Origin of the sequence: Pseudarthrobacter sp. 902506025, assembly GCF_040702325.1 — a bacterium.
Taxonomy (GTDB): Bacteria; Actinomycetota; Actinomycetes; order Actinomycetales; family Micrococcaceae; genus Arthrobacter.
Genome location: NZ_JBFBKW010000019.1, coordinates 1 through 23,071, shown reverse-complemented (window position 1 = coordinate 23,071; position 23,071 = coordinate 1). Strand labels below are relative to the sequence as shown.

General features: G+C 67.7%; 19 protein-coding genes. 7 read left to right on the top strand and 12 right to left on the bottom strand.

The annotated features are described in order from the left end of the window. Positions 1 to 20: 20 nt before the first annotated feature. Positions 21 to 983 carry a serine hydrolase domain-containing protein gene (locus AB0280_RS21210; RefSeq protein ID WP_366368664.1) on the top strand — a complete coding sequence of 321 codons (963 nt, stop codon included), beginning with the start codon at positions 21 to 23 and terminating at the stop codon, positions 981 to 983. Positions 984 to 1,024: 41 nt separating this feature from the next. Here the strand turns inward: AB0280_RS21210 and AB0280_RS21205 are convergent, their stop codons facing one another. Further along, on the bottom strand, positions 1,025 to 1,930 hold the full coding sequence (locus AB0280_RS21205; RefSeq protein ID WP_275182318.1) for a LysR family transcriptional regulator: 906 nt from the start codon (positions 1,928 to 1,930) through the stop codon (positions 1,025 to 1,027). Between the two features lie 128 nt (positions 1,931 to 2,058). Between AB0280_RS21205 and AB0280_RS21200 the strand changes: the two genes are divergently transcribed. Both AB0280_RS21200 and dctA read left to right on the top strand, forming a co-directional pair. After that, complete coding sequence (locus AB0280_RS21200) at positions 2,059 to 3,201, top strand: PrpF domain-containing protein (RefSeq protein WP_307493338.1); 1,143 nt, start codon at positions 2,059 to 2,061, stop codon at positions 3,199 to 3,201. 56 nt (positions 3,202 to 3,257) lie between these two features. After that, positions 3,258 to 4,568 (top strand): C4-dicarboxylate transporter DctA, encoded by a 1,311-nt coding sequence (gene dctA, locus AB0280_RS21195; RefSeq protein ID WP_224023600.1) that lies wholly within the window; start codon positions 3,258 to 3,260, stop codon positions 4,566 to 4,568. 231 nt (positions 4,569 to 4,799) lie between these two features. Here dctA and AB0280_RS21190 read toward each other — a convergent pair whose 3' ends face one another. The 7 genes from AB0280_RS21190 to AB0280_RS21160 are packed head-to-tail and all read right to left on the bottom strand — an operon-like array spanning position 4,800 to position 11,129. Further along, positions 4,800 to 4,946: a hypothetical protein gene (locus tag AB0280_RS21190; protein WP_307493335.1), complete on the bottom strand. Its 147-nt coding sequence runs from the start codon at positions 4,944 to 4,946 to the stop codon at positions 4,800 to 4,802. Then, the gene (locus tag AB0280_RS21185) at positions 4,946 to 6,319 is read right to left on the bottom strand and encodes an NtaA/DmoA family FMN-dependent monooxygenase (RefSeq protein ID WP_307493333.1); all 1,374 of its coding nucleotides are present in this window, start codon (positions 6,317 to 6,319) and stop codon (positions 4,946 to 4,948) included. Before AB0280_RS21185 ends, AB0280_RS21190 begins: the two co-directional genes overlap by 1 nt. A gap of 10 nt (positions 6,320 to 6,329) precedes the next feature. Beyond that, entirely contained in the window at positions 6,330 to 7,388 is a 1,059-nt protein-coding gene (locus tag AB0280_RS21180) for an LLM class flavin-dependent oxidoreductase (RefSeq protein ID WP_307493331.1), read from the bottom strand. Next, positions 7,385 to 8,221, bottom strand: coding sequence for a DUF1684 domain-containing protein (locus tag AB0280_RS21175; RefSeq protein ID WP_307493329.1), 837 nt, complete (start codon positions 8,219 to 8,221; stop codon positions 7,385 to 7,387). Before AB0280_RS21175 ends, AB0280_RS21180 begins: the two co-directional genes overlap by 4 nt. Then, complete coding sequence (locus tag AB0280_RS21170; RefSeq protein ID WP_307493327.1) at positions 8,218 to 9,273, bottom strand: transporter substrate-binding domain-containing protein; 1,056 nt, start codon at positions 9,271 to 9,273, stop codon at positions 8,218 to 8,220. The genes AB0280_RS21175 and AB0280_RS21170 overlap by 4 nt, the downstream gene beginning before the upstream one ends. A 9-nt stretch (positions 9,274 to 9,282) precedes the next feature. Continuing rightward, the gene (locus AB0280_RS21165) at positions 9,283 to 10,101 is read right to left on the bottom strand and encodes an amino acid ABC transporter ATP-binding protein (RefSeq protein ID WP_307493325.1); all 819 of its coding nucleotides are present in this window, start codon (positions 10,099 to 10,101) and stop codon (positions 9,283 to 9,285) included. Then, the gene (locus tag AB0280_RS21160) at positions 10,101 to 11,129 is read right to left on the bottom strand and encodes an amino acid ABC transporter permease (RefSeq protein ID WP_307493323.1); all 1,029 of its coding nucleotides are present in this window, start codon (positions 11,127 to 11,129) and stop codon (positions 10,101 to 10,103) included. Before AB0280_RS21160 ends, AB0280_RS21165 begins: the two co-directional genes overlap by 1 nt. Before the next feature lie 279 nt (positions 11,130 to 11,408). On the opposite strand from AB0280_RS21160, the gene AB0280_RS21155 reads away from it, so the two are divergent. The 4 genes from AB0280_RS21155 to AB0280_RS21140 all read left to right on the top strand — a co-directional run bounded on the left by AB0280_RS21155 (position 11,409) and on the right by AB0280_RS21140 (position 16,921). Further along, positions 11,409 to 13,373, top strand: coding sequence for an FAD/NAD(P)-binding protein (locus AB0280_RS21155; protein WP_366368659.1), 1,965 nt, complete (start codon positions 11,409 to 11,411; stop codon positions 13,371 to 13,373). Between the two features lie 4 nt (positions 13,374 to 13,377). Then, positions 13,378 to 13,929 carry a GNAT family N-acetyltransferase gene (locus AB0280_RS21150; protein WP_307493319.1) on the top strand — a complete coding sequence of 184 codons (552 nt, stop codon included), beginning with the start codon at positions 13,378 to 13,380 and terminating at the stop codon, positions 13,927 to 13,929. Positions 13,930 to 13,978: 49 nt separating this feature from the next. Beyond that, positions 13,979 to 15,775 (top strand): helicase HerA-like domain-containing protein, encoded by a 1,797-nt coding sequence (locus tag AB0280_RS21145; RefSeq protein ID WP_307493317.1) that lies wholly within the window; start codon positions 13,979 to 13,981, stop codon positions 15,773 to 15,775. A 153-nt stretch (positions 15,776 to 15,928) separates the two neighbouring features. Then, positions 15,929 to 16,921 (top strand): hypothetical protein, encoded by a 993-nt coding sequence (locus AB0280_RS21140; RefSeq protein ID WP_201302372.1) that lies wholly within the window; start codon positions 15,929 to 15,931, stop codon positions 16,919 to 16,921. A gap of 131 nt (positions 16,922 to 17,052) precedes the next feature. Here the strand turns inward: AB0280_RS21140 and AB0280_RS21135 are convergent, their stop codons facing one another. The 4 genes from AB0280_RS21135 to AB0280_RS21120 form a co-directional block, all read right to left on the bottom strand. Continuing rightward, complete coding sequence (locus AB0280_RS21135; protein WP_307493316.1) at positions 17,053 to 17,871, bottom strand: endonuclease domain-containing protein; 819 nt, start codon at positions 17,869 to 17,871, stop codon at positions 17,053 to 17,055. 219 nt (positions 17,872 to 18,090) lie between these two features. Beyond that, complete coding sequence (locus AB0280_RS21130; protein ID WP_307493314.1) at positions 18,091 to 20,109, bottom strand: NHL domain-containing thioredoxin family protein; 2,019 nt, start codon at positions 20,107 to 20,109, stop codon at positions 18,091 to 18,093. After that, complete coding sequence (locus AB0280_RS21125; protein ID WP_307493312.1) at positions 20,109 to 22,280, bottom strand: cytochrome c oxidase assembly protein; 2,172 nt, start codon at positions 22,278 to 22,280, stop codon at positions 20,109 to 20,111. Before AB0280_RS21125 ends, AB0280_RS21130 begins: the two co-directional genes overlap by 1 nt. Before the next feature lie 115 nt (positions 22,281 to 22,395). After that, positions 22,396 to 22,680, bottom strand: coding sequence for an HU family DNA-binding protein (locus tag AB0280_RS21120; protein ID WP_011693739.1), 285 nt, complete (start codon positions 22,678 to 22,680; stop codon positions 22,396 to 22,398). Positions 22,681 to 23,071 lie beyond the last annotated feature (391 nt).

Genomic DNA, 23,071 nt, shown 5'->3' with positions numbered 1-23,071 from the left:
ACCCACCACCAGGAGGCCCCGTGACCGCCGCCCCGGAACTTCCGCTGCCCCGGAACACCTCATCCCTGCTGGTCCTCCAGGACGGCAGGACCGTCGTCGAACATGGCGACACCACCCGCGCCAGCTACGTCGCCTCGGTCCGCAAAAGCCTGCTCTCGATCCTGTACGGAATCCAGGTGGACGCCGGCACGGTCAGCTTGGATGACACGTTGGGCGCGCTGGGGATCGATGACACCGGCGGCCTGCTGCCCCTCGAGAAGACGGCGCGGCTCCGCGACCTCCTGACCTCCCGGTCGGGGGTCTACCATCCACCCTCCAGCCCGGGCAGTGACGAGGATGCCTTCCCTCCCCGCGGCACCAAAGCGCCGGGTCAGTTCTTCGTCTACAACAACTGGGATTTCAACGCCGCCGGCGCGATTTTTGAAAAGGCCAGCGGCCTGACGGTCTTTGACGCGTTCGAGAAGTACCTGGCCGGTCCGCTGGGATTCGACGACTACGACCCCACACGCCAGCGCATGCTCGGGAACGCCCAGAAGTCCGTTTTCCCGGCCTACCACTTCTTCCTCTCCGCCCGGGACCTGGCAAAGATCGGGCTGCTGATGGCAGCCGGCGGGCAGTGGGAGGGCCGGCAGCTTGTCCCCCGGGAGTGGGCCAGGGACAGCGTGGCCACCCAGGTCAGGCGCGCCGACATGGCGCCGGCCACCGGTTTTGGCACCTGCGACTACGGCTACCTGTGGTGGCTGCCCCGGGAACCCGGCCCGCAGTGGGAGGGGTCGTTCCTGGCTGCGGGCAACTATGGCCAGTTCCTGCTGGTCCTGCCGGCAATCCGCAGCGTCATTGTGCACCGGCGCTTCGTCAGGGACAGCTTCGCCATCGCCCGGAACACCCGCAATGCGGCTTCGACGGCGTCCCCGGCTCCGGTCACGCACGCCGAATTCATGGACCTGGCCCGTGCGCTGGTGGCCGGCCCACTGGCCCGGTAGGCGTCAGGAAAGACAGTGCACGACGGCGGCACCCTCCTGTGTCAGGAAGCCGCGCCCTTGGCGATGGACCGGAACACCTTGGTTGCCTGCTGCGCCGCGGGGCTGAGCCGCCGGTTTTCAAGGTGGGCCAGGAGGATACGGCGCTTCGGGGACCCGGCGAGGGGGACCGCCACGACGTCGGGGCGCAGGGCCATCAGGGCCAGCCTGGGTGCCAGGGCGATCCCGATGCCGGCGGCCACCATGCCCTGTGTCTCCTGGTAGTCGTTGGCGGCGAAGGCGATCCGCGGTTCGAACCCGGCGTCACGGCATACCCGGCTGAGGACGTCGGCCACGGGGTGCTCGTCGCGCACCACCCATTCCTGGTCGCTCAAGGCGCCGATGCGGACCGAGCCCAGTTTCGCTATGGGATGCTCCCGCGGTACCAGCAGCACGGTGGGATCGTTCGTCAGCCTGACCAGGGCCAGGTCGGGGTCCTCGATCTGCTGCCAGGGATAGTCCCACAGCAGCGTGAGCTCGATTTCCCGCCGCCGCAGCCGTTCCAGCAGGCCGTCCCGGCGGGCGCTGACCACCGTCACTGCCACCTCGGGGTGGCGGGCACGGAACGCCAGCACCACGTCCGGCATCAGGGAGGCCCCGCCGGTGGGGAAAGTTCCAAGCCGGAGCTGGCCCCGCCGAAGGCCCGCGAACTCCCCCATCTCGGCGCGGGCGGCCTCCACGGTCCTGTCGATGTCGTCCGCGTAGTGCAGCAGGGCGTGCCCCGCTTCGGTCAGGACCACGCCCCGGGGATGGCGCTCGATGAGGACCACGCCCATCTCCTGCTCGAGTTTCGCGATCTGCTGCGAGACCGCCGAGGTGGTGAAGGAAAGGGCGGCGGCAGCGGAGGTCAGGGAGCCGGAACGGCCCACCTCGCGGAGCACGTGGAGCCGGTGGAGATCGAGGATTGCCATGCACTGAGTTTAGCAAAAGTAGATAGTCGTCCATTTATTTGCGATTGTGCTGAAGGCTCGCATCCCGGATCGTAGAAGTACAAGGTGCTGTGAAGTAGAGCACCTGCAAGTTACGAGGGAGAAATACAGTGGGACTCAAAGGACATTGGTACCGGGGCGGCACCAGCAAGTGCTGGCTCTTCGATGCCAGGGACGTGGCCCTCCACGCCCCCACCCGCGAGGAAATCCCCGCACTGCTGTCAGCCGCTTTCGGTGCAGCGGATGCGCGGCAGCTGGACGGCGTCGGCGGCGGAACGTCCACCACGTCCAAGGCTGCAGTCATCTGGGCAACCCCGGGCGCCGAGGCAGACCTCGACTACCTTTTCGCCCAGGTGGGAATCGGTGACCCCACCGTTGAGCTCGGTTCCAACTGCGGCAACTGCGCCACCGCCATTGCCCTGTTCGCAGTCCAGACGGGCATCGTTCCCGCCCGGGACGGCATGACCAAGGTCCGCATGCGCCACGTCACCTCCGGCGCGGTGCTCAGCGGAGCGGTTCCCACTCCCGGTGGCCACATTCCCAAGTCCGGCCTGGCCCGGGTTCCGGGTAGCAGCGCCGCCGGCGTTCCCGTCAGCCTCTCGTTCCACGGCCCCTGGGGCCAGAACACCGGTGCACTGCTGCCTACCGGCAACACGGTGGACCAGCTCCAGGTCAACGGCCGGACCCTGGCCGCAACGATGGTGGACGCCGGCGCCCCTGCCGTGCTCCTCGCAGCCGACCAGGCCGGCGTCGACCTTTCCTCAATGACGGACAACCTCGCCGCCCAACTGCCGGACCTCATCGCGGCACGGGCATCGGCCGGCCTCATCATGGGCCTGCGGAAGCCTGAGGATCCGCCGCAGAACGCTGTACCGAAAGTCGGGGTTGTGGCGCCTGCCGGCGACTACATCGCCGCGGACGGAACAACCATTACCGCCGGCAGCCACGACGTCCGGGTGCGGATGCTGTCCATGCTCGCACCCCACCCGGCCATCGGCCTGACCTCAGCCGTGGCAGTTGCCCTGGCATCCTCGCTGCAGTCATCGGTCGTCGCCACCGCGGCAGGCCAATCGCCCTCCACCGGCACCGGAACCCCGCGCTTGCTGCGGGTCGGGACGCCCGCCGGCGTGATCACCGCCGAAATCATCACCGATCACACCGGCGCCGTCAGCGAAGTGGCCCTCCACCGGGCAGCCCGCCACATCGCCACCGCAGACATCGACGTGGCCCCCGCCGCCGAGCTGTCCGCCTAAACCCCCCACCTCTTTGCCCCATTATTAAGGGGCCGCACCAAGCAGGAAGTTGTTCAATGAAGATCAAATCCATCCTCGGACACCTGTATGTCCAGGTACTCATCGGAGTCGCCCTCGGCGTCGTCGTCGGCGCACTGTGGCCGGACCTCGGTTCGTCCCTGAAGCCCATCGGCGACGGCTTCGTGAAACTCGTGAAGTTCATGATCGCCCCCATCGTGTTCTGCACCATCGTGGGAGGCATCACCTCCCTGCGGGACACCAAGAAGGTGGGCCCCACCCTGATCCGTTCGCTGGGCCTCTTCTACGCACTGACCGCACTCGCCCTGGCCCTGGGCCTGGCCGCGGTGACACTGTTCCAGCCCGGTGCCGGCATGCACATCGATCCCACGCACCTGGACTCCTCGGTGGCGCAGAAGTACACCACGCAGCTGCCCAGCAGCAACCCGGTGGACTTCATCCTGAGCATCATCCCCACCACCTTTGTTGGCGCCTTCGCCGACGGTGAGGTCCTGCCCGTGCTGGTCATTGCCCTGCTGTGCGGCTTCGCCTTCAGCAAGCTCGGCGCACCGGGCAAGCTGGCACTGGACGTGGTCAACAGCTTCAACAAGCTGCTCTTCATCATGTTCGGCTACATCATGAAGGTGGCCCCGCTGGGAGCCTTCGGTGCCATGGCCTTCACCGTCGGCAAGTACGGCGCCCACTCCATCGGCAACCTCGGCATGCTGATCCTTGCCTTCTACGCCGCCTGCATCGTCTTCGTGGTGGTGGGCCTGGGCATCCTGGCCAAGGTGACCGGCTTCAGCCTGTGGCAGATCCTGCGCTACTTCAAGGACGAATTCCTGATCGTCCTGGCCACGTCCTCCAGCGAACCGGTCCTGCCGCGCCTGCTGTCCAAGCTCGAGCGGATCGGCTGCGACCGCAGCGTCGTGGGCCTCGTGGTCCCCACCGGCTACTCCTTCAACCTGACCGGCACGGCCATCTACCTGACCCTGGCTTCCATGTTCATCGCCCAGGCCTGCGACATCCACCTCAGCTGGGGCCAGATCCTGCTGATGCTCGGCATGATGCTGCTGACCTCCAAGGGCGCAGCCGGCGTCACCGGCAGTGGTTTCGTGGCCCTGGTGGCGACCCTGACGGTCATGCCCACCTTGCCGGTGGCCGGGGTGGCCCTCATCGTTGGCATCGACCGCTTCATGAGCGAGGCCCGCGCCCTCACCAGCACGGTCTGCAACATCGTCTCCTGCGTGGCAATCGCCAAGTGGCAGGGTGAGCTGGACATGGGCAAGCTCCGCTCCGAGCTCCAGGCGGGCTTCGTGCCCACCGAGGCGGAAAAGATCCAGCTGGCCGAACCGGCCCTGGCCCACTAACCGGCCTGCAGGCCACCACCCCCAGTGTTTGCCCGGGATCCCAGCAGGGGTCCCGGGCAAACCCTTGCAGGGGGTACTACTTCGCAATCCCCACGGAAAGGACCCGGAATGAGTGAGCGCCAAACGGAACAGGAAACAGCGGAAGACTGCGACGCCGGCACGTGCTTCTACTGCCAAAGCCCGGAAACCGACTAGCGGCACAGCCGTTAGTCCGGCACCGCACAGCTGGCCCTAGACCCACTGCTCCCACACCGTCAGCTGCAGGCTGACGGTCCCGGACACGCCAGCCACAACAGCACCAGCCCCCGCGGAAGGGTCGACGGCGGCACCCGCCTTGCCGCCGTCGTCGTCCCTTCCAGCGAAACCAGCCCAGCGCATCAGGCGCGGACCGCCGCAACAGCCCCGTCAGCAGAACGCACCGGAGTCTCCAAGCCCAGGTGCTCGCGGAGCGTGGTGCCCCGGTACTCCGTGGGGTACACGCCACGTTCCTGCAGCTCCGGCACCAGGTGGTTCACGATGTCATCCAGCCCGCTGGGGACCAACCACGGCGAAATGTTGAACCCGTCCACCGCACCCACCCGCGCGTACTCGGCCAGCTGGTCCGCCACCGCCGTGTAGGAGCCGGTGAAGGTGGAATCGATCCGCGCGGTCTTCGAGGTGACGAACTGCCGGATGGACAGCCCCTTGTCCTTCGCCTCGGCCCGCCACTGGTCCGCCAACTGCCGGGCCTTGGCACCGTGGAAACCGCTGCCGCGGGTCTCGGACGTTTCCTCCACCACCGGATCGATCTCCGGCAGCGGGCCGTCCGGATCGTAGGCCGAGAGCTCGCGGCCCCAGAACTGCTCCAGGTAGGCGATGGCCTGCTGCGGGCCGATCTGCAGGCTCCGCACCCACTCCTTCTTTTCCGCCGCCTCGGCAGCGGTCGGCGCCAGGATGAACTCACTGGCCGGCATGATCTGGACGGCATTGGCCCCGCGACCGGCGGCCAGGGACCGCTCCACCAGGTCCTTGCGGAACGCCACCGCGTCATCGAATTTGGGGTGGGCGGAGAAAATCACGTCCGCCTGCCGGGCGGCGAAGTTCCGGCCTTCGGGCGAGTCGCCGGCCTGGAACAGCACCGGCCGGTACTGCGCACTGCGCGGCAGCCGCGGCGTCACATCCACCGTGTAGTGCCGGCCCTCATGGAGCACCCGGCGGGCAGGGCCGTCCGGCGTTTCCCACGCGTCCCAGATCCGCTTGGCCGTCTCCACGAACGCCTCCGCGTGCTTGTACCGGTCCGCGTGGTCCAGGTAGCCGCCGCGGCGGAAGTTCGCCCCGGTCCAGGCGTTGTCCGTGGTCACGATGTTCCACGCCGCGCGGCCGCCGGAGAGCAGGTCCAGCGAGGCCAGCCGGTGGGCCAGGTCCGCAGGATCGTTGTACGTGGTGTTCTGGGTAGCCACCAGGCCGATGTTCTTTGTGACGGATGCCAGGGCGGCCAGCATGGTCTGCGCATCCGGGCGGCCCACCACGTCCAGCGCGTGCGGGCGTCCCAGGTGCTCCCGCAGGCGCAGCCCTTCCCCCAGGAAGAACGCGGCGAAGAGTCCGCGCTCGGCGGTCAGGGCGATGCGGCGGAAGGATTCGAAGTCCGTCTGCGACCCTGATTCGGGGGCCTTCCAGATGGTGCCGGAGTTGACGCCCTGGAAGAAGACGCCGAACTGGATCTGGCCGCTCGGAACGAATACCTCGGATTTAGCACGGGTGTGCTGTGTCATGATTTTCCCCTTACTTTCCGGCACCGGCAGGCGCAGCGGCGCCGGTTGCGTAGCGGCTGGCCGGGCGGTCCAGGCCCAGCAGGCCGCGGAAGGTGCCGTCCTGCACCAGCGGGCGCAGTGCCCCACGGCGGCGCAGTTCCGGCAATACCAGGCGGCCAAGTTCCTCCAGGTCAACAAAGAGCGACGCCGGGTGCAGCCGCACGCCGTCGGCCTCCTTTAATAGGTCGGCCAGGAAGTCGGTGAGACCGGGTGCGGAACCTGCGAAAGCTGCCCGGCCGCCGTCGAATGATGCACCGCGTGCAGCCGCGGCCTGCCCGCGGGCGTCCAGTACGACGTCGAGCTCGGCAACCACCGCAACACCGGCTCCGACGCGGGCCCGCACATCACGGACCTCGGCCGCGAGCAGTTCCGGCGTCGGGGCGGACACCAGCACGGCGTCCAGGGCGTCCACCGGAATCCCGCCAATCAGCGAAGCAGGGGCCAGCACGGGCAGTTGCCCCTGCAGCGGCCGCGGGATGATGGACGGCCCCTTGACGGAGTAGCCGGCGCCGGGAAAGCCGGCAGGCGTTTGGAAGTCCACATAATGCAGCTTGTCCACGTCGATGTACCGGCCGGTGGCAACGTCCCGGATCACGGCGTCGTCCTCCCAGGAATCCCAGAGGCGCCGGGATACCTCGATGGACGCCGCGGCTTCCTGGCCCAGCGCGGCACCGGTGACGGAAGGACGGCCGACGGCGGCGGCAGCCTCCGGCGATTCCGCCGCCGTCACGATCCACCCGGCCCGTCCCCCGGAGACGTAGTCCAGGCTGGCCAGCTGCGTGGAAACGTGGAACGGCTCCGTATATACAGTGTCAATTTCGGGGACCAGGGCGATGGTCCGGGAAATGGGCCCTGCGAACGCGGCCCGCTGGAGGGCATTGGCACGCCCCGGTGCGGGCGCGTCGGTGAAGGTGGCGGCGTGGAAGCCCGCGGACTCGGCTGCCAGCACGGCCCGGGTGAGGTCCGCACCGTCCCAGCCGGCGCCGTCGAGCTCAATGGCCAGGAAGCCCGGGTTTTCAAAGGTACTCACTGCTGGTCCTGACGTTCGTAGGGAATCTTTTCGCCGGCCTCGATGGCCACGGGCAGCCGGTTTTCCGCCGGGGGCAGTGGGCAGGTGGCCAGGTCGGTGTAGGCGCACGGCAGGTTCACGGAGCGGTTGAAGTCCAGCAGCACGGACCCGTCCGCTGCCGGCACCACGGAGAGCGAGCGGTTGGCCGCGTACGTGGTCTTGCCGGAGGTCTGGTCCGTGAACAGCACCGACAGCGAGCCCGGGGCATGGCCGTTGAACGCGGTCAGCGCCAGTTCCTGCCCGGCCAGTTTGAAGCGGATCTCGCCCGGGGCCTGGTACACGTGCTGGATGCCTTCGACGGCGGCGCCCACCGTGGTGGGCCGCGGCGCCTCGAACGGAACGAACGTCCCCCGCACCGCGTAGGCCGCATCGGGCGAGTAGGCGGGCGTGCCCTGGTAGTCCCGCAGTAGCGGGTGGGAAGGGTTCCGCGGCCGGACGATGTATTCGCCGCCGCGCTTGGCCAGCTCAATCACCGTGTCACCGGAGACCAGGTTGATGCCGCCGCGCTCCTCGATGGGGCCAAACTCCAGCGAGGTTCCGGCGGCGGTGTTCAACTCCCTGCCGTCCTGCTGCAGGCTGTCGCCCGGCTCCAAAACCACGCGGACGACGTCGGCTTCCACGCTCCAGGTGCCCGGGGCGCCGTCCAGCCGCGCGGGTTCGCTGCCCAGCCAGTGCAGGTGCGTCACCGCCAGGAACCCGTGGGGATGGGCCCGCTGCCGCTCGTGGTCCGCGTGCCATTCCTGCCAGTCGGCGTCGAAGGCCTCAAGGGCGGTGTCAGTGTGTTCTGCGTTCATGATGCCTTTCCTGCCTGTGAAGGAGCGGCCGTGGCCTGTGTTGCCGTGTAGTTTTCCGCTGTGATGGTTTTGGATTCCGGCAGGGCTTCCTCTGACAGGCCCCAGCGTTCCAGGACCTTCCCGTAGGAGCCGTCCTGGATGACTTCGTTCAGCGCCTCGGAGATCACCGGTGCCAGCCCATTGCCGCGCAGCGTGGTGGCGGCTACCAGGGTCTCGGACGGCCAGCCGGCGTTGACCTTGCCCACCACTTTCAGGTCGTCACGGGTGTTTTCCCGGTACACGGTGGACGGGTACGGGGCGATGTTCAGGTCCGTGCGGCCGGAGGACAGCGCCAGGATGGTGTCGGCGTCGGACGAGTAGTACTGCAGCGTGGCCGGCGCCTTGCCCTTGGCTTCCAGCTCCTTGTTCCAGGCCAGCAGGATCTTCTCCTGGTTGGTACCGGAGCCCACGGAAATCTTCAGTCCGGAAATGTCGTCCGCGCCCTTGATGTCGTAGGTGGAGGACTTCTTCGCTTCGAACCCCATGTACGCGGCCCGGTAGCTGGCGAAGTCGAACAGCTTCACCCGGTCCTTATTCACGCCCACGTTGGAGAACACGGCCTCGAAGTCGCCGGACTGGGTCTTCAGCGGCCAGTTCTCCCAGGACGTGACCTGCACATCCAGCTCCAGGCCCAGCTTGTCCGCCACCAGCTGGGCGATATCCAGCTCGGAGCCGATCGGCGTCTTGTCGTCCGTGGCGTGGAAAGACAACGGAATGGACCCGGCGGTGGTGGCCACGGTCAGCTTGCCGTCCCTGCCGATCAGTTCCGGGACTTTGGCGGCGAGCGCCGCGTCCTTCTCCGCCCGGATCCGCTGCTGGTCCGGCGAGGTGTTGTACACGACGCCGTTGCGGGCCGCCGTCGTCTGCGCCCCTCCGCTTGGGTTGCCGGCGGCGGAGGCGCCGGGGTCCGCGCAGCCGGCGAGCGCGGCTGAGCCAAGGAGTGCGGTGCCAAGAAGGACGACGGCGGGACGCGCTGCGGGTGCGCGGCGGCGGCCGCGGGTGGGGAAAGCCATGGGAGTTCCTTAGATGTTGAAGGCCGGTTCGAGCACCTTGGAGAAGAAGCTCCGGGTGCGCGGTTCCTGGGGGTTGCTGAAGATGTCCTGCGGGGTGCCCTGTTCCACGATCTGGCCCTGGTCCATGAACACCACGGTGTCCGCAACGTCGCGGGCGAAACCCATCTCGTGGGTGACGATGATCAGCGTGGTGCCGGACGTGGCGAGCTCGCGGATGACGTCCAGGACCTCGTTCACCAGTTCCGGGTCAAGGGCGGAGGTGGGCTCGTCGAACAGCAGGATCTTGGGGTCCAGGGCCAGCGCGCGGGCAATCGCCACGCGCTGCTGCTGGCCGCCGGAGAGCTGGCGGGGGTAGGCGTCAGCCCGGTCCTTGAGGCCCACCCGGTCCAGCAGTTCCAGGCCGCGGCGGCGGGCTTCCGCCTTGGAGCGGCGCGCCTTGCCGGGTTGGTGCGCGACGACGGGGGCTTCCGCCACGTTCTCCAGCGCGGTGAGGTGCGGGAACAGGTTGAAGTTCTGGAACACCATGCCGATTTCGGTGCGCTGTTTCAGGATCTCCTTTTCGCGGAGCTCGTGCAGCCGGTCGCCGCGGACCTCGTAGCCCACCAGCTGCCCGTCGATGGTGATGTGGCCGCCGTCCACCTTTTCCAGGTGGTTGATGGTCCGCAGCAGGGTGGACTTTCCGGATCCGGAGGGGCCCACGATCACGGCCACTCCCCCGGGTTCCACCGTGAGGCTGACGCCTTTGAGGACTTCGGTGGTTCCGAAGGATTTGCGGACGCCGGTGATTTCCACCAGGCCGCGGGTGGCGGCGGTGAGTGTTGCAGTCATTAGATGTTCCTCCGGGTGGGGACTGCCGCGTGGGTGGCGAAGAATTTGCGGGCCTTCTGCAGGGGCGTCAGCGGCAGGTTCCGCACCGCGCCCTTGGAGTAGTGCCGTTCGATGTAGTACTGGAAGACGCTCAGCACGGAGGTGATCACGATGTACCAGAGGGTGGCCACCAGCAGCAGCGGCAGGACCTGCTGCGTGCGGTTGTAGATGACCTGCACGGTGTAGAACAGCTCGGAGTGGGCCAGGACGTAGACGATCGAGGTGCCCTTGACCAGGCCGATGATCTCGTTGAACGCGGTGGGCAGGATGGCGCGCATGGCCTGCGGCAGGACGATCCGGGTGGAGCGGCGCCAGGCCGGGATGCCCAGGGCGGCCGCGGCTTCCAGCTGGCCCTGGTCCACGGAGAGGATGCCGCCGCGGATGATCTCCGCCGAGTACGCCGCCTGGTTCAGGGTCAGCCCCAGCACTGCTGCCGCGAACTGGCTGATCAGTGTGGTCGTCTGGACCTCGAAGAAGCGGACATCGGTGAACGGGATGCCCAGGCTGATCTTCTCGTAGAGGTAGCCCAGGTTGTACCAAAGGAGCATCTGCACCAGCAGCGGCGTGGACCGGAAGATCCAGGAGAACGTCCAGGACACCGAGACCAGTAGGGGCGACGCGGAGAGCCGCATGAGCGCCAGGATGAAGCCGAGCACGAACCCCAGGATGCCGGAGATGGCGGTCAGCTTGAGCGTTTCCACCAGGCCGTTGACCACGGACTGCGCGGTGAACCACTGCGCCACCACACCCCATTCCCAGCGCGGGTTGGTGGCCAGGGACCAGGCCACCGCCAGGACACCGAGCGCGACGACGGCGGTCCCCACCCAGCGCCATGGATGCTTTGCTGCCACCACGCGGTAGGACGAGTAGTCCGGGGCCTGCCGGGGCGCCGCCCCGTCTTCCGGCCGTCCGGTTTTCGGTGGCGTTTCCGCCGGCGGTACCGGCTGCGGCTGTTGTGACTGCGCCACCGTCGTTGCTGCTGAACTCATGTGCCACCTCGCTTCTGGTCGTGGGATCCGGTTGGGCCGTTGCCCCGGGTGGGACCGTGCGGCCCCTTGCTGGCTGCAAATCTAGGACCGGCCGGAACGGGCCAGCAAGGCGGCAGGTTGCAATAGTTCACAGGGCTTCGTACGGCGTCATGAGTCGGTTTTTTGCGTCCCGTAACGTGCCGTGACGCGGAGTTAACGGCCGTGACCAGGCGCTCGACCGCCGTCGTCACGGCTGCCTAGCATGGGCACTCAATCCAGCACCCGCCGTCAGGAGCACCCATGCCAGCCACCATCACGGCCATCGTCTTCATTGGCGGCGGACCGCGCACGGCCGGTGTGCTGGAACGGATCGCGGCCAACAGGCCAGAGGTCTTCGCGGGCCCGCTGCAGATCCATGTGGTGGAACCGCACGTGCCCGGCTCGGGCCGGATCTGGCGGTACGACCAGGACCCCGGCCTCCTGCTGAACTCCATGGCGGCGGACATCACCATGTTCACCGACAAGTCCGTGGACTGTGCTGGCCCGGCGGCGCCGGGGCCGGGCCTGTCCGGGTGGGCCGCCGGCGTCCTGGATGCCACCATCATCGACGTGCCGGACTTCCCGCAGCAGCTGTGGGACCAGCTCCGGGACCTCACCGGCACCACCTTTCCCACCCGCCAGCTGCAGAGCCAGTACCTGGAGTGGTTCTTCCGCCGTGCCGCGAAATCGCTGGGCCGCAGTGTGACGGTCCACCGAACCACCGCCTTGGGCATTGATCCGTTGGATGGTGGCGGCCACGAGGTGGAGCTGGCCAATGGCCGGACGCTGCACGCGGACATCGTCGTCACCGCCCTGGGGCATACGGACTCCCGCCCTGACGCCGTCTCAGCCGGATTCTCGGACTTCGCCACCCGGCACGGCGGCTACCACGCGGCACCCAGCTACACCACCGACGTCGACTACTCCCCCATCGCCGCAGGACAGGACGTGATCGTCGCCGGGATGGGACTGGCGTTCGTTGACCTGCTGGTCCTCCTCATGGAGGGCCGCGGCGGCAGGTTCGAGGAAACGGACGACGGCGGGCTGCGCTACCTTCCCTCCGGACGGGAACCACGGCTGTGGGCAGGGTCGCGCCGCGGGGTGCCGTACCACTCCAAGATTTCCGCTTCCCTGCGCGGCCAGGCTCCGGGGCCGCTGCGGTTCTTCACTGTTGCTGCCGTTCAGGAGTTGCTGCAGCAGCACGGCGAGCTGGACTTCCGGCAGCACCTCTGGCCGCTCATCGCCAAGGAAGCCGGGCATTACTACTACCGTGAACTCCTCACCGGCAGCCCGGAGCGCGCGGCCATGGAATGGGAAGTGTTTGCCGCCCGTTATGCGGAGGTGGACTGGTACAGCGGCGAACGCGCGGACCTCGTGGCGGCTGCCGTGCCGGACCCGGGCCTGCACCTGGACCTGGAACGGCTGGACCGGCCCTTCGATGGTGTCCGCTTTGCCGGCCACCAGGAACTGCAGGACGCGGTGGCCCGGTATATCTACGATGACCTGGCCCTGCGGGACAGCACGGACCATCCGGAAACCCTGGCCCTGTTCCTGGCCCTGCTGCACGTGTACATGGAGGTTGGGCGCGTGGTTCCGGCGGAGCGCCTCAACGCGAAGTCCCAGCAGGTCATTCACGGCTGGTGGCATGGCTTCTTCAGCTTCGTGGACTCCGGTCCGCCGCCGCGCCGCCTCCGCCAGATGCTGGCGCTGCACCGGGCCGGTCTGCTGCAGTTCCTCGGGCCGGGCCTGGAGGTATCCACCGACGACGCCAGCGGCACCTTCCGCGCCACGTCCCCGCAGTCCGGTGTTTCGGTTTCCGCCACCGCGCTGATCGAGGCGCGGCTGCCGTCCACGTCGGTGGCCCGCTCCCTCAACCCAGTGCTTTCTTCGCTGTATGACGGCGGGCTGGGCACCGAGCAGCAACTGCTGACCTCGGACGGCATCCACTCCACCGGGAAGCTGCTGGTCTCTTCCGGACACCACCTGGTGGACGCGGAAGGCCGGGCCCGGGCCACCCTCTTCGGCGTTGGACCCGGAACCTCCGGCTGGGGTGCCGGCGCCTTTGCCAGGCCCAACACCAACGCGGCGCCCTTCCGGGAAAACGACGCCCTGGCCCGTACCGTCCTCGGCGTTGCCCGGGACATCGCCGCCCAGGGCCCGGCGGCCCATGCGGGCACCGCGCAGGACAAAATAACTCCAGAACCAGCCGCCATCGGAAAGGGCTAGCACCATGACCGCAGAACCCGGGCTCAAGCCGCGCCCCCTCGAACCCGCCAGGCTCTCGGTCCTCAGCCTGCCCATGCACGATCCGCGGGTCCGGCCGCTCCTGGACGAGCTCGCCGTCGAATATGACACCCGCTACGGAGACCTGTTTGGGCGCACCGCTGCCGCGGACGAGCTGAACCGCTACCCCGCGGCGGAATTCGAGGAGCCGCACGGCGCGCTCCTGGTGGTCCAGGAGGACGGCGAGTCGATCGCCGGGGGTGCGTTCCGCCGCTATGACGAAACCACCGCGGAACTAAAGCGGATCTGGACACACTCGGCCCATCGCCGTCGTGGCCTGGGACGCCTGGTGCTGGCCGAACTCGAAGCCCTCGCCGCAGCCCGCGGCTACACCCGGCTGTACCTGACCACGGGGCCACGGCAGCCGGAAGCCAAGCACCTGTACCTCACCACGGGATACCAGGCGCAGTTCGACCTGGACGCAGACCCGGAAACCATCGGCCCGCTGGCGTTCACCAAGGACCTCACCCCTGACCACGGGAACCCACGGCAGGACTGACCCGCCAGGATGCCGCCCCAGGAGGGTCAGCCGCCGCTAAGCTAGCGCCATGGCCACCAAAACCACAGCAGAGAAGCTTGCCACCATCCAGCAGGGCTACACGCTGGAAGGCGCCACCATCGAACTGGGAGCCGCCATCATCGACGGCGAACTCCACAAGGACGCGCCGGTGCGGCTGCCGCTGGCCATGATGAACCGGCACGGGCTGGTGGCCGGGGCTACCGGTACCGGCAAGACCGTCACGCTGCACATGATGGCCGAGCAGCTGTCCACGGCAGGCGTACCCGTGTTCCTGGCCGACATCAAAGGTGACCTTTCCGGCCTGGCGACGGCCGCCGTCGGCAGCGACAAACTCAGGGCCCGCACGGACAGCATCGGCCAGGCATGGTCAGGCAAGACGTTCCCCGTGGAGTTCCTTGCCTTGGGCGGCGACGGCAACGGCGTCCCGGTCCGCGCCACGATCACCTCGTTCGGGCCCATCCTGCTCTCCCGGATCATGGAGCTGAATGACACCCAGGAGTCCAGCCTTCAGCTGGTGTTCTACTTCGCGGACAAGAACGGCCTGGAGCTGATCGACCTCAAGGACCTCCGCGCCGTCATCCAGTTCCTCACCTCGGACGAGGGCAAGGACAAGCTCGAGGAACTCGGCGGCCTGTCCAAGGCCACCGCCGGCGTGATCCTGCGCGAGATCGTGAACCTGGAAGCCCAGGGGCTGGAAAAGTTCTTCGGCGAACCGGAGTTCGACACCGCCGAACTCCTGCGGACCGCCCCCGACGGCCGCGGCGTGGTCACCTGCCTGGAACTGCCCACCCTGCAGACCAAACCCATGCTGTTTTCCACCTTCCTGATGTGGCTGCTGGCAGACCTGTTCGAGGACCTCCCCGAGGCCGGCGACCTGGACAAGCCCAAGCTGGTGTTCTTCCTCGACGAAGCCCACCTGCTGTTCAACGGCGCCAGCAAAGCCTTCCTGGCCGCCATCACCACCACGGTCCGGCTGATCCGGTCCAAGGGCGTGGGCATCTTCTTCGTCACCCAGACACCCAAGGACGTCCCCGCCGATGTCCTGGGCCAGCTGGCCAACCGGGTCCAGCACGCCCTGCGCGCCTTCACCCCCGAGGACGCCAAAGCCCTCAAGGCCACGGTGTCCACCTTCCCCCTCAGCGACTACGACCTCGAAGAGACGCTGACCTCGGCGGGCATCGGCGAGGCCGTCATCACCGTCATGAACGAGAAGGGCGCCCCCACTCCGGTGGCGCTCACCCGGCTGCGCGCCCCGGAATCCGTCATGGGCCCCAGCGAGGACGCCCTGGTGCGCAGCACCGTGGCGGGTTCGGCGCTGCTGGGCAAGTACGGAACCGCGGTGGACAACCCCTCCGCCTACGAAAAACTCAACGGCAAGGCAGCTGCCCCCACAGGACCGGCGGCATCTGCACCTCCTGCCGGCGCGCCTGCCACCGGGGCAGCTTCCGCCGGTACTTCGGGTGCGCCCGGCGCGTACGACGTTGACGCCGAGGCCCGCCGGATCGAGGAGGAGATCCTGGGCAGGCCCAGCAGCAGGCCCGCGCAGGCACCCGAACCCCAATACACTGAGCCCCAGTACGACGAACCGGGGGCCTCCGAGTCCAAGCCGCGGGCCAAGGCGCCCCGGACACGCCAGTCCCAGCCCCGCCAGCCGGAGCCGCAGCCGCAGCCGCAGCCGGGCGGCATGATGGGTGACCTTGGCGGAGTCCTCGGCGGCGCCCTGGGCGGCGGGCTGAAGAGCATGGCGCGGTCCATGGGGACGCAGTTGGGCCGCGAACTGCTCCGCGGAGTGTTCGGAACCTCGTCCCGGCGCCGCCGCCGCTGACCCTGCCCTTGGTGTCCCGGGCCTCAGCCAAGGCTCCTGTCGGCCCGGATCCTGGGCGCCGCCGTCGGGCGTTACGTAGGTGGTGTCCGCCGGATTAGGGGGACACCAACTTTAGAGTGCGTCCGCACTGACGTTACTGTGTAGAACGTGCAGATGAGTCAAGCGTTGGTGAGGATCGCGGCCGGATGGCTGCTGGGCCTCATGCTTGCCGTCGCCGCAGCCATTGTGGCCATCAACGTGGTGAACAATACTGTTGCCAGTCCGCAGCAGCCGGTCAGGGAATACCTGGACGCGCTCAAGAGCGGGGACGGCGGGCGTGCGTTGGGGATCCTGCGGGCCGCAGTTCCGCCCAGCAACGCCGCCATGCTGGACGGCAGCGGGTTGCAGACCGCGGCCTCCCGCGTCACCAATGTGTCCATCGGGGACCCGCAGGAACGCCCGGGGAACCAGGTGATGGTGCCCATGGAATACACCATCGACGGCAGCCGGCTGCACACCGAATTCCTCCTGCAGAAGACCGGTACCGAGTGGCTGTTCTTCAACACGTGGGCATTCGTCCCGTCGCGGCTGCCCACCGTTGATATCACCGTGGTCAATGGCAACGAGGCCGTGGTGAACGGTGTTCCGGTGAACATGCCCAACGGCCGCAATTCCTTCGCCGTGTTCTACCCGGGCGAGTATGAGGCCTCCCTGGATGGGCAGTACTTCTCGGCCCCCGCCACTCGTGCCACGGTCACCGCCAAGGACGCCCCGGTGGCGCCGCTGAACCTGCTGACCCAGGCCACGGACAAGCTGAAGAACGATGTTGCCGCCAAGGTCAGGGAATTCCTGGACGGCTGCGCGGCCGAGGCCGTGAAGGAACAGAAGCTTCAGCCGGACTGCCCCTTCTATTACGCCAGCAACAACCGGGTCCAGGACGGCACTATCCGCTGGACCGTCACCGAGTACCCGGGGGTATCGGTGGAGCCATTCGACGGCCGATGGGTAGTGTCGCCGCTGGACGGCAAAGCCAAGGTTGAGGCACTCCAGCAGAACGCCTTCACCGGCGCCTGGTACCCACTGGACGCCGAGGTGGACTTCAGCTTCACCACCCGCCTGGACGTCTCCGGTGACACGGTCAAGGTCACCCCGCAGCTGAGCTTCTAGCCTGCGGCCTGTGCAGTGCGCGTCACGCAGGGCACGCTTTCAGCAAAGGCTGGTGCCACAACCCTTGATTTCGCGGGTCCCGGCCGCTTCCGGCTGTCCGAAAGCGTGCTTCGCGTGACGCCACCCTTGGACTACCGTCGCCGTCTGAGAACGGCAAGCACCTGCTGCACCATTTCGTGGGGCCGGTGCACCACGTCCGCATAGGAATACCGCAGGGCCGTGTACCCCTGGATGGCCGATTCATTATTCCGGCGGTGATCCTTCTGGACCTGCTTCCACTCGGCATGATGCCGTCCATCCAGTTCCACCACCAGCCATCCGTCCAGCAGCAGATCAACATAACCAACCCTTTCCAGGTACACCTGCGCCTCCACGGAGATTCCGGCCTGCCGGAAATATGTCCGGGCCAGCGTCTCCAGGAGGGAGTCCGCCCCGGTATCCACCCAGTCGAGAACAGCCCTGGCTCTCCCGTTCCGCTTTCCAGGCAGCCGCTGGCGCAGGAAATCAACTGTCATCTCCCCGCGCGAAACCGCGGATTCCACCATGACCAAGGACTCCGCGAAGGACAGGCACCGCAGGGCATGGATCGGGACATCTGCCAGGGCGGCCACCGGCTGGAACCGGGAGGGCGGAAGCAGGAGCCCGGCGTGGTGGACCGAGCCACTAAGCACTGCCTCCTGCCGGCGGTGATAAACGTGGCGGCGTCCGTCGGAGGGCAGGGACCACAGATCGTAGGCAGCCGCAGCGCTTGAACAGGTCAGCAACTCGCGGTTTCGCAGCACGGCAACCAGGTCCGGAGGCGCCGTCGGAAGCGCGTAAAGCCCCCGGTCGGGCTGCAGCACTCCTGCCCGCATTGCCCGACGGAGGGCGGCGTCATCCACACCCAGCCGGGCAAGGGCAGGCCTCCGCGCCGCTCCGCCGCAAACTTCCAGGGCTTTGAGGACATCCATGCGGCAATGCTGGCCGCTACGGTGCCCGTGCTGACAGCGTGCTCCGGCGGCATGTGGATATCGGCGGTATTGGGGGCGTCACGCAGAGCACGCTTTCGGGGCTCCCAAAGAATCCTGTGCCCGGATTTCCGGGATTGCCGGCTGGCAGCAAACGCAAAAGGCTGCTTCCCGTGACGCGAAGCCACGGGAAGCAGCCAGTTAGGCAGGACCTTCGCCGGGTCAGTCCATCCCGCGCAGGTCCAGGACCAGTTCGGTGTCGCCGTCGGCCTGCAGGACCACGGGGATGCCCCAGTCCTGCTGGTACAGGTGGCACGCGGCGTGGTCCGGGATCTCACCGTCCTCTGTTTCGGGGCCGTCGCAGGCCGCGGCGCGCGCGGTAATGTGCAGCACGCCCTCGGGAACGTCCGGGGACAGCTCCAGGGTGCGGAGGAGGCCCACGGAGGTGCCGCCGCCGGACACCAGCAGCTCCGGCGGCGTTGAGGAGATCTTCAGCTGCGTGGGATCGCCCCAACGGTCGTCGAGCTTCTGCCCGGTGGGAGCCGTGAAGCGGACGGTCAGGTCCAACGTGCCGGGCGCAACGGGACTCTTGGGCCGGTGGGTCTGGGACGCACCCTCATCCACCTGCTGCGCTTCCTTGGGGATGGGCACGTACACCAGCTGGTGCTTGTTGGCCTCGACCACCACCAGGAGGGGCTCGGAGCCGGCGGACTGGGTGTGGTCCACAATCACGTCCGACGGCTCGGCAAGCCCGCGGGCCAGCGTGGACACGGTGCCGGTTGCGGGGTCGTAGCGGCGCACGGCTCCGTTGTAGGTGTCCGCGATCGCCACCGAGCCGTCGGGCAGGACGGTCACACCGAGCGGGTGCTGCAGGCGGGCTTCAGCGGCGGGGCCGTCGCGGAAGCCGAAGTCGAACAGGCCCTTGCCCACGGCGGACTCCACGGTGATGGACGCATCGTCGGCAATGACCAGCTTGCGGAGCGCCGAGGTTTCGGAATCCGCCACCCAGATGTTGCCGTCCGCATCCTCGGCCAGGCCGGAGGACTGGGCGAACCAGGACTCGTGGGCGGGACCGTCGAGGAGCCCTTCCAAGCCGTTGCCGGCGATGATCGAAACGGCGCCGGTGACGGGGTCGAAGCTGAAGATCTGGTGCGTGCCGGCCATGGCCACCACCACCGCATTGAGCTTGCGCGACCACACCACATCCCAGGGCGAGCTCAGCGCAACATCCAGCGGGTCAGTGCCCAGGGAGCCGCTGAAGCCGGCGCCGTCCTCGTCCACACGCGCCGGGCCGGTTTCCAGCAGGCGCTGGATGCCGTTGCCGGCCAGGGTGGAGGCCTTGCCGTCCGTGAGGGACAGTCCACGCAGGCGGTGGTTGACGGAGTCGGCAATCACGACGTCGTAGCCCGCCTTGGCTGCCACGTCTTCCGGGAGCAGGACCAAGCCCTGGGGCTCGTTGAACTGTGCGCTGGCGCTGTCCCCCGCGGCGGGTCCGTCAGCGTAGCCCTTGGTGCCCGAGCCGAAGGTGGCCAGGACTGTTTCGAAGTCGGTGCCGAGTTCCACGAGGCGGTGGTGGCCGGTGTCGGTGACCAGCCAGGAACCCTTCTCCGCAGCAGCGGAAGCCGCTGCACCTGCGGGCGTGCCGCCGTCGGCCGTTCCAGCCGTGGATCCGCGTCCCGGCGGGAGGAAAAGTGCCTTGCCGGGGAAGCGCAGGGTGCCGGACGTTGCCTCGGGCGCCACGTACGGGCCGGAGCCGCGGTGCAGGGTGCCCTTGGCCTCGTGCTCGGCGATCAGTTCGGGGATCAGCACCGCGAGTCCGTCCGCGTGGCCCTCACCGGAAAGGTGCGCCACGATGTAACCCTCGGGGTCGATGACCACCAGGGTGGGCCACGCACGGGCGGTGTACGCCTTCCAGGTGTCCAGCTCGGGGTCGTCCAGGACCGGGTGGTGGATCTCGTAGCGCTCCACGGCTGCCGCCAGCGCCACCGGGTCCGCCTCGTGTTCAAACTTGGGCGAGTGGACTCCCACAGTGACCAGCACGTCCGAGTACTGCTGCTCGAGCGGCCGCAGTTCATCGAGGACGTGCAGGCAGTTGATGCAGCAGAAGGTCCAGAAGTCGAGGAGCACGATCTTGCCGCGCAGGGCTTCGAGGTCCAGGGACTTGCCACCGGTGTTCAACCAGTTGCGGCCCACCAGTTCGGAGGCCCGGACCCGGGCATGGGTGCGTACGGTTTCGCTCATCAGCGTCCTTCCAGCTTGTTGCGTTCAGCCAGCTTGGCGTCGCGTTCGGCCAATTTGGCAAACATATCGTTGTAAGCGGTCAGATCGGCGTCGTTATTCCTGTCCGCCGCGCGGTCCACCCGTTTGGTCTCCCGCTGGTCCGACCTGGACCACATGACGGCGACGCCGATCGCCACCAGCAGCGTGGGCACCTCGCCGATGCCCCAGGCAACCGCGCCGCCGGCCTGCTGGTCCAACAGCGCCGACGGCCCCCAGGTACGGCCCAGGTTGCCGAAGTAGTCCGCTGCCATCAGGCCGGTGCCGCCCATGATGGACACACCGAAGAAGGCGTGGAAGCCCATGGTGGCCAGGAGGAGCAGCAGCCGCATGGGGTACGGGGCCCGGCGCGGCAGCGGGTCCGTACCGATCATGCTCAGCACGAAGATGTATCCGGTGAGCAGGAAGTGCAGGTTCATCAGTTCGTGGCCCACGTGCTCGCGCATGGCGAAGCCGAACAGGTCCGAGTAGTAGAACAGGATGATGGAGCCGGCAAAGTTGGCAGCCGCGAACAGCGGGTGGGTGACCAGCTGCGAGAACTTCGAGTGGACGAAGACCAAGAGCCACTCGCGGGAGCCGCGGGAGCCGTCGCCGCGGGCGGGCAGGGCACGCAGGGCCAGGGTCACCGGCGCACCCAGCACCAGGAAGATCGGGGCCACCATGGTCAACGCCATATGGTCCACCATGTGCGCGGAGAACAGGATGCGGCCATAGACCGACGGCGGCCCGGACGTGATGTAGGTCAGCACCACCAGGCCGATGACCCAGTTCACGGACCGGAACCACTGCCAGGAGTCTCCGCGCCGGCGGACCTTGGCAACGCCCAGGAAGTAGGTGACCAGGCCGAAGAGGGCCACGCCCACCCAGATCCAGTCCAGGCGCCACTCAGTGAGCCAGCGTTCCGGCGTGAGCTCAGGCGGCAGCTCGTAGCCGCTGAGGATGAAGGCCGGTGAGGCGTTGGGCGCCAGTTCCGTTGGCTGTGGCGGGGCTGAACGGCCCAGGGCCACCGCGATGCCGGACGTGGCGCCCATGATCAGCAGCTCCGCGAGGACCAGTTGCCACAGCACCCGCCGTGAGGACATGGTGGCTCCCTTGCGGCCCAGCTGCGGGATGACCCACTGCCGGTGCATGAAGCCGATGCCGCCGAGGACCACTGCCGCTGCCGTCTTGGCCAGGATCAGCTGCCCGTAGGCGGAGCCGAAGAGATCCGGCCAGCTGGTCACGCGGATGCTGGCGTTGATGATTCCGGAAGCGAAGACCAGGACAAAAGCGAAGCCGGCCAAAGTGGAGAAGCGGCGCAGGGTGGGCTCGGTGATGTCTGCTGCTGCCCCGGGTTTGCTGCCTGTCAGAATGCCGGACAGGAGGGCGAGGATGATGATGCCGCCCATCCAGGTGCTGACCCCCACCAGGTGCAGGCCGAGGGAGTTGATGGCACCCTCATGGTCCGACGAGCTGGAGGAGTGGCCGATCAGGGCCGTGGGTACCAGGCCGATGAGAGCCAGGATGAGGGTCAGGGCCAGGCCGCCGAGGGACCGGACGCCGAACAGGGCGGTTGTCACCACTGCGGCAATGATGGTGACGGCGAGCCAGGCCCGGCCCGTATCGATGTCCGTCATGAAGTAGACCAGTGCCTGCGTAAAGGCGGGATCGCCGGACAGCCCCTGACCGGCCACGTCGGCGTAGGTGAGCACCAGGACCGCGATGGCGGACAAGGTCCACACCGCGCCCGCAGCGGCAGCCACAGCCAGCGCGCGGGTGAACGCGGGATGTTCGGGCGCCCCGTTGCCGGCGGGAGTCTCACGGTCCCGGCCACGTGGGTTCGGGTTCTTGAGGTTCTTCGGGAGGATGCCGACGGCGAAGATCAGGCCGCCGACGACGGTCGCCAGGGACACGTTGTGGATGGCCTTGCTGATGGGCAGCCCCCAGCGGACCAGGGCTCCGGGATCAGCGACGCTGCGGGCCGCTGCTGCACCGGAAAAGATCAGTGCTGCTGCGAGGCCCAGGAAGAGCGCTGCCAGGCCTGCCAGCTGCCAGGGCACCGGGATCCCGCGGCTTCCGGCGTCCCGGACCGCAGCTCCCTTGCCAGGATTGGTCTGGGGCGGGGTGGAACGTGGTTTTGCGGCAGAAGACACCATTCCATTGTCCGCTACGCCTGCCCGGGCGGCGAATCCGGGTTAAACGCCAAGGAGCGGCAACCCGTGGGGTTGCCGCTCCTGTTCCAGCCGGCTGCGCGCCGGCCGGGAATAGGCTCTACTTCTTGGAGACTGCAGCCTTCAGCTTGGAGCCGGCAGTCAGCTTGACGCTGTGGCCTGCTGCGATCTGGATGGTTTCGCCGGTCTGCGGGTTGCGGCCGGTGCGGGCTGCACGGTCGGTGCGCTCGACGGCGAGCCAGCCCGGGATGGTGATCTTCTCGCCGGCGGCGACAGAAGTCTCGAAAACCTCGAACAGTGCGTCGAGGACGGAGTTGACGGCAGCCTGGCTGGTGCCGGCCTTGCCAGCTACCTCTGCAACAAGTTCACTACGGTTCTTAGCCATTGATGTCCTCCTGGACGGTTCTGATTCTGGAGCCTGCACACGGCATGCGCGCAGGCCACTGTTCGAAAACTTACCAGCTTGGGCGGTTCCGGGCCGCAAATTCCGCGTGTTTCCGCCATTTTTTGAGGTTAATCACCGATTCTTCGGCCGTTTTCACCCTCGTCAACGCATCACGGGCACCAGCAGCACCGCGGTCCATGCTCGGCTGGCAGGTAAGTACGACGGCGGCTGGCACCTCCCAGCCACGGCCCGCCAGGCTGCACGGCCGGAAGGCCCGCGGCGTGCGGTGTTTTGTGTGTTAAATGTGGGAGGCCCCAACCGTGTGGTTGGGGCCTCGACCATTAATAGTTGTTCCGGCGGTGACCTACTCTCCCACACCCTCCCGGGTGCA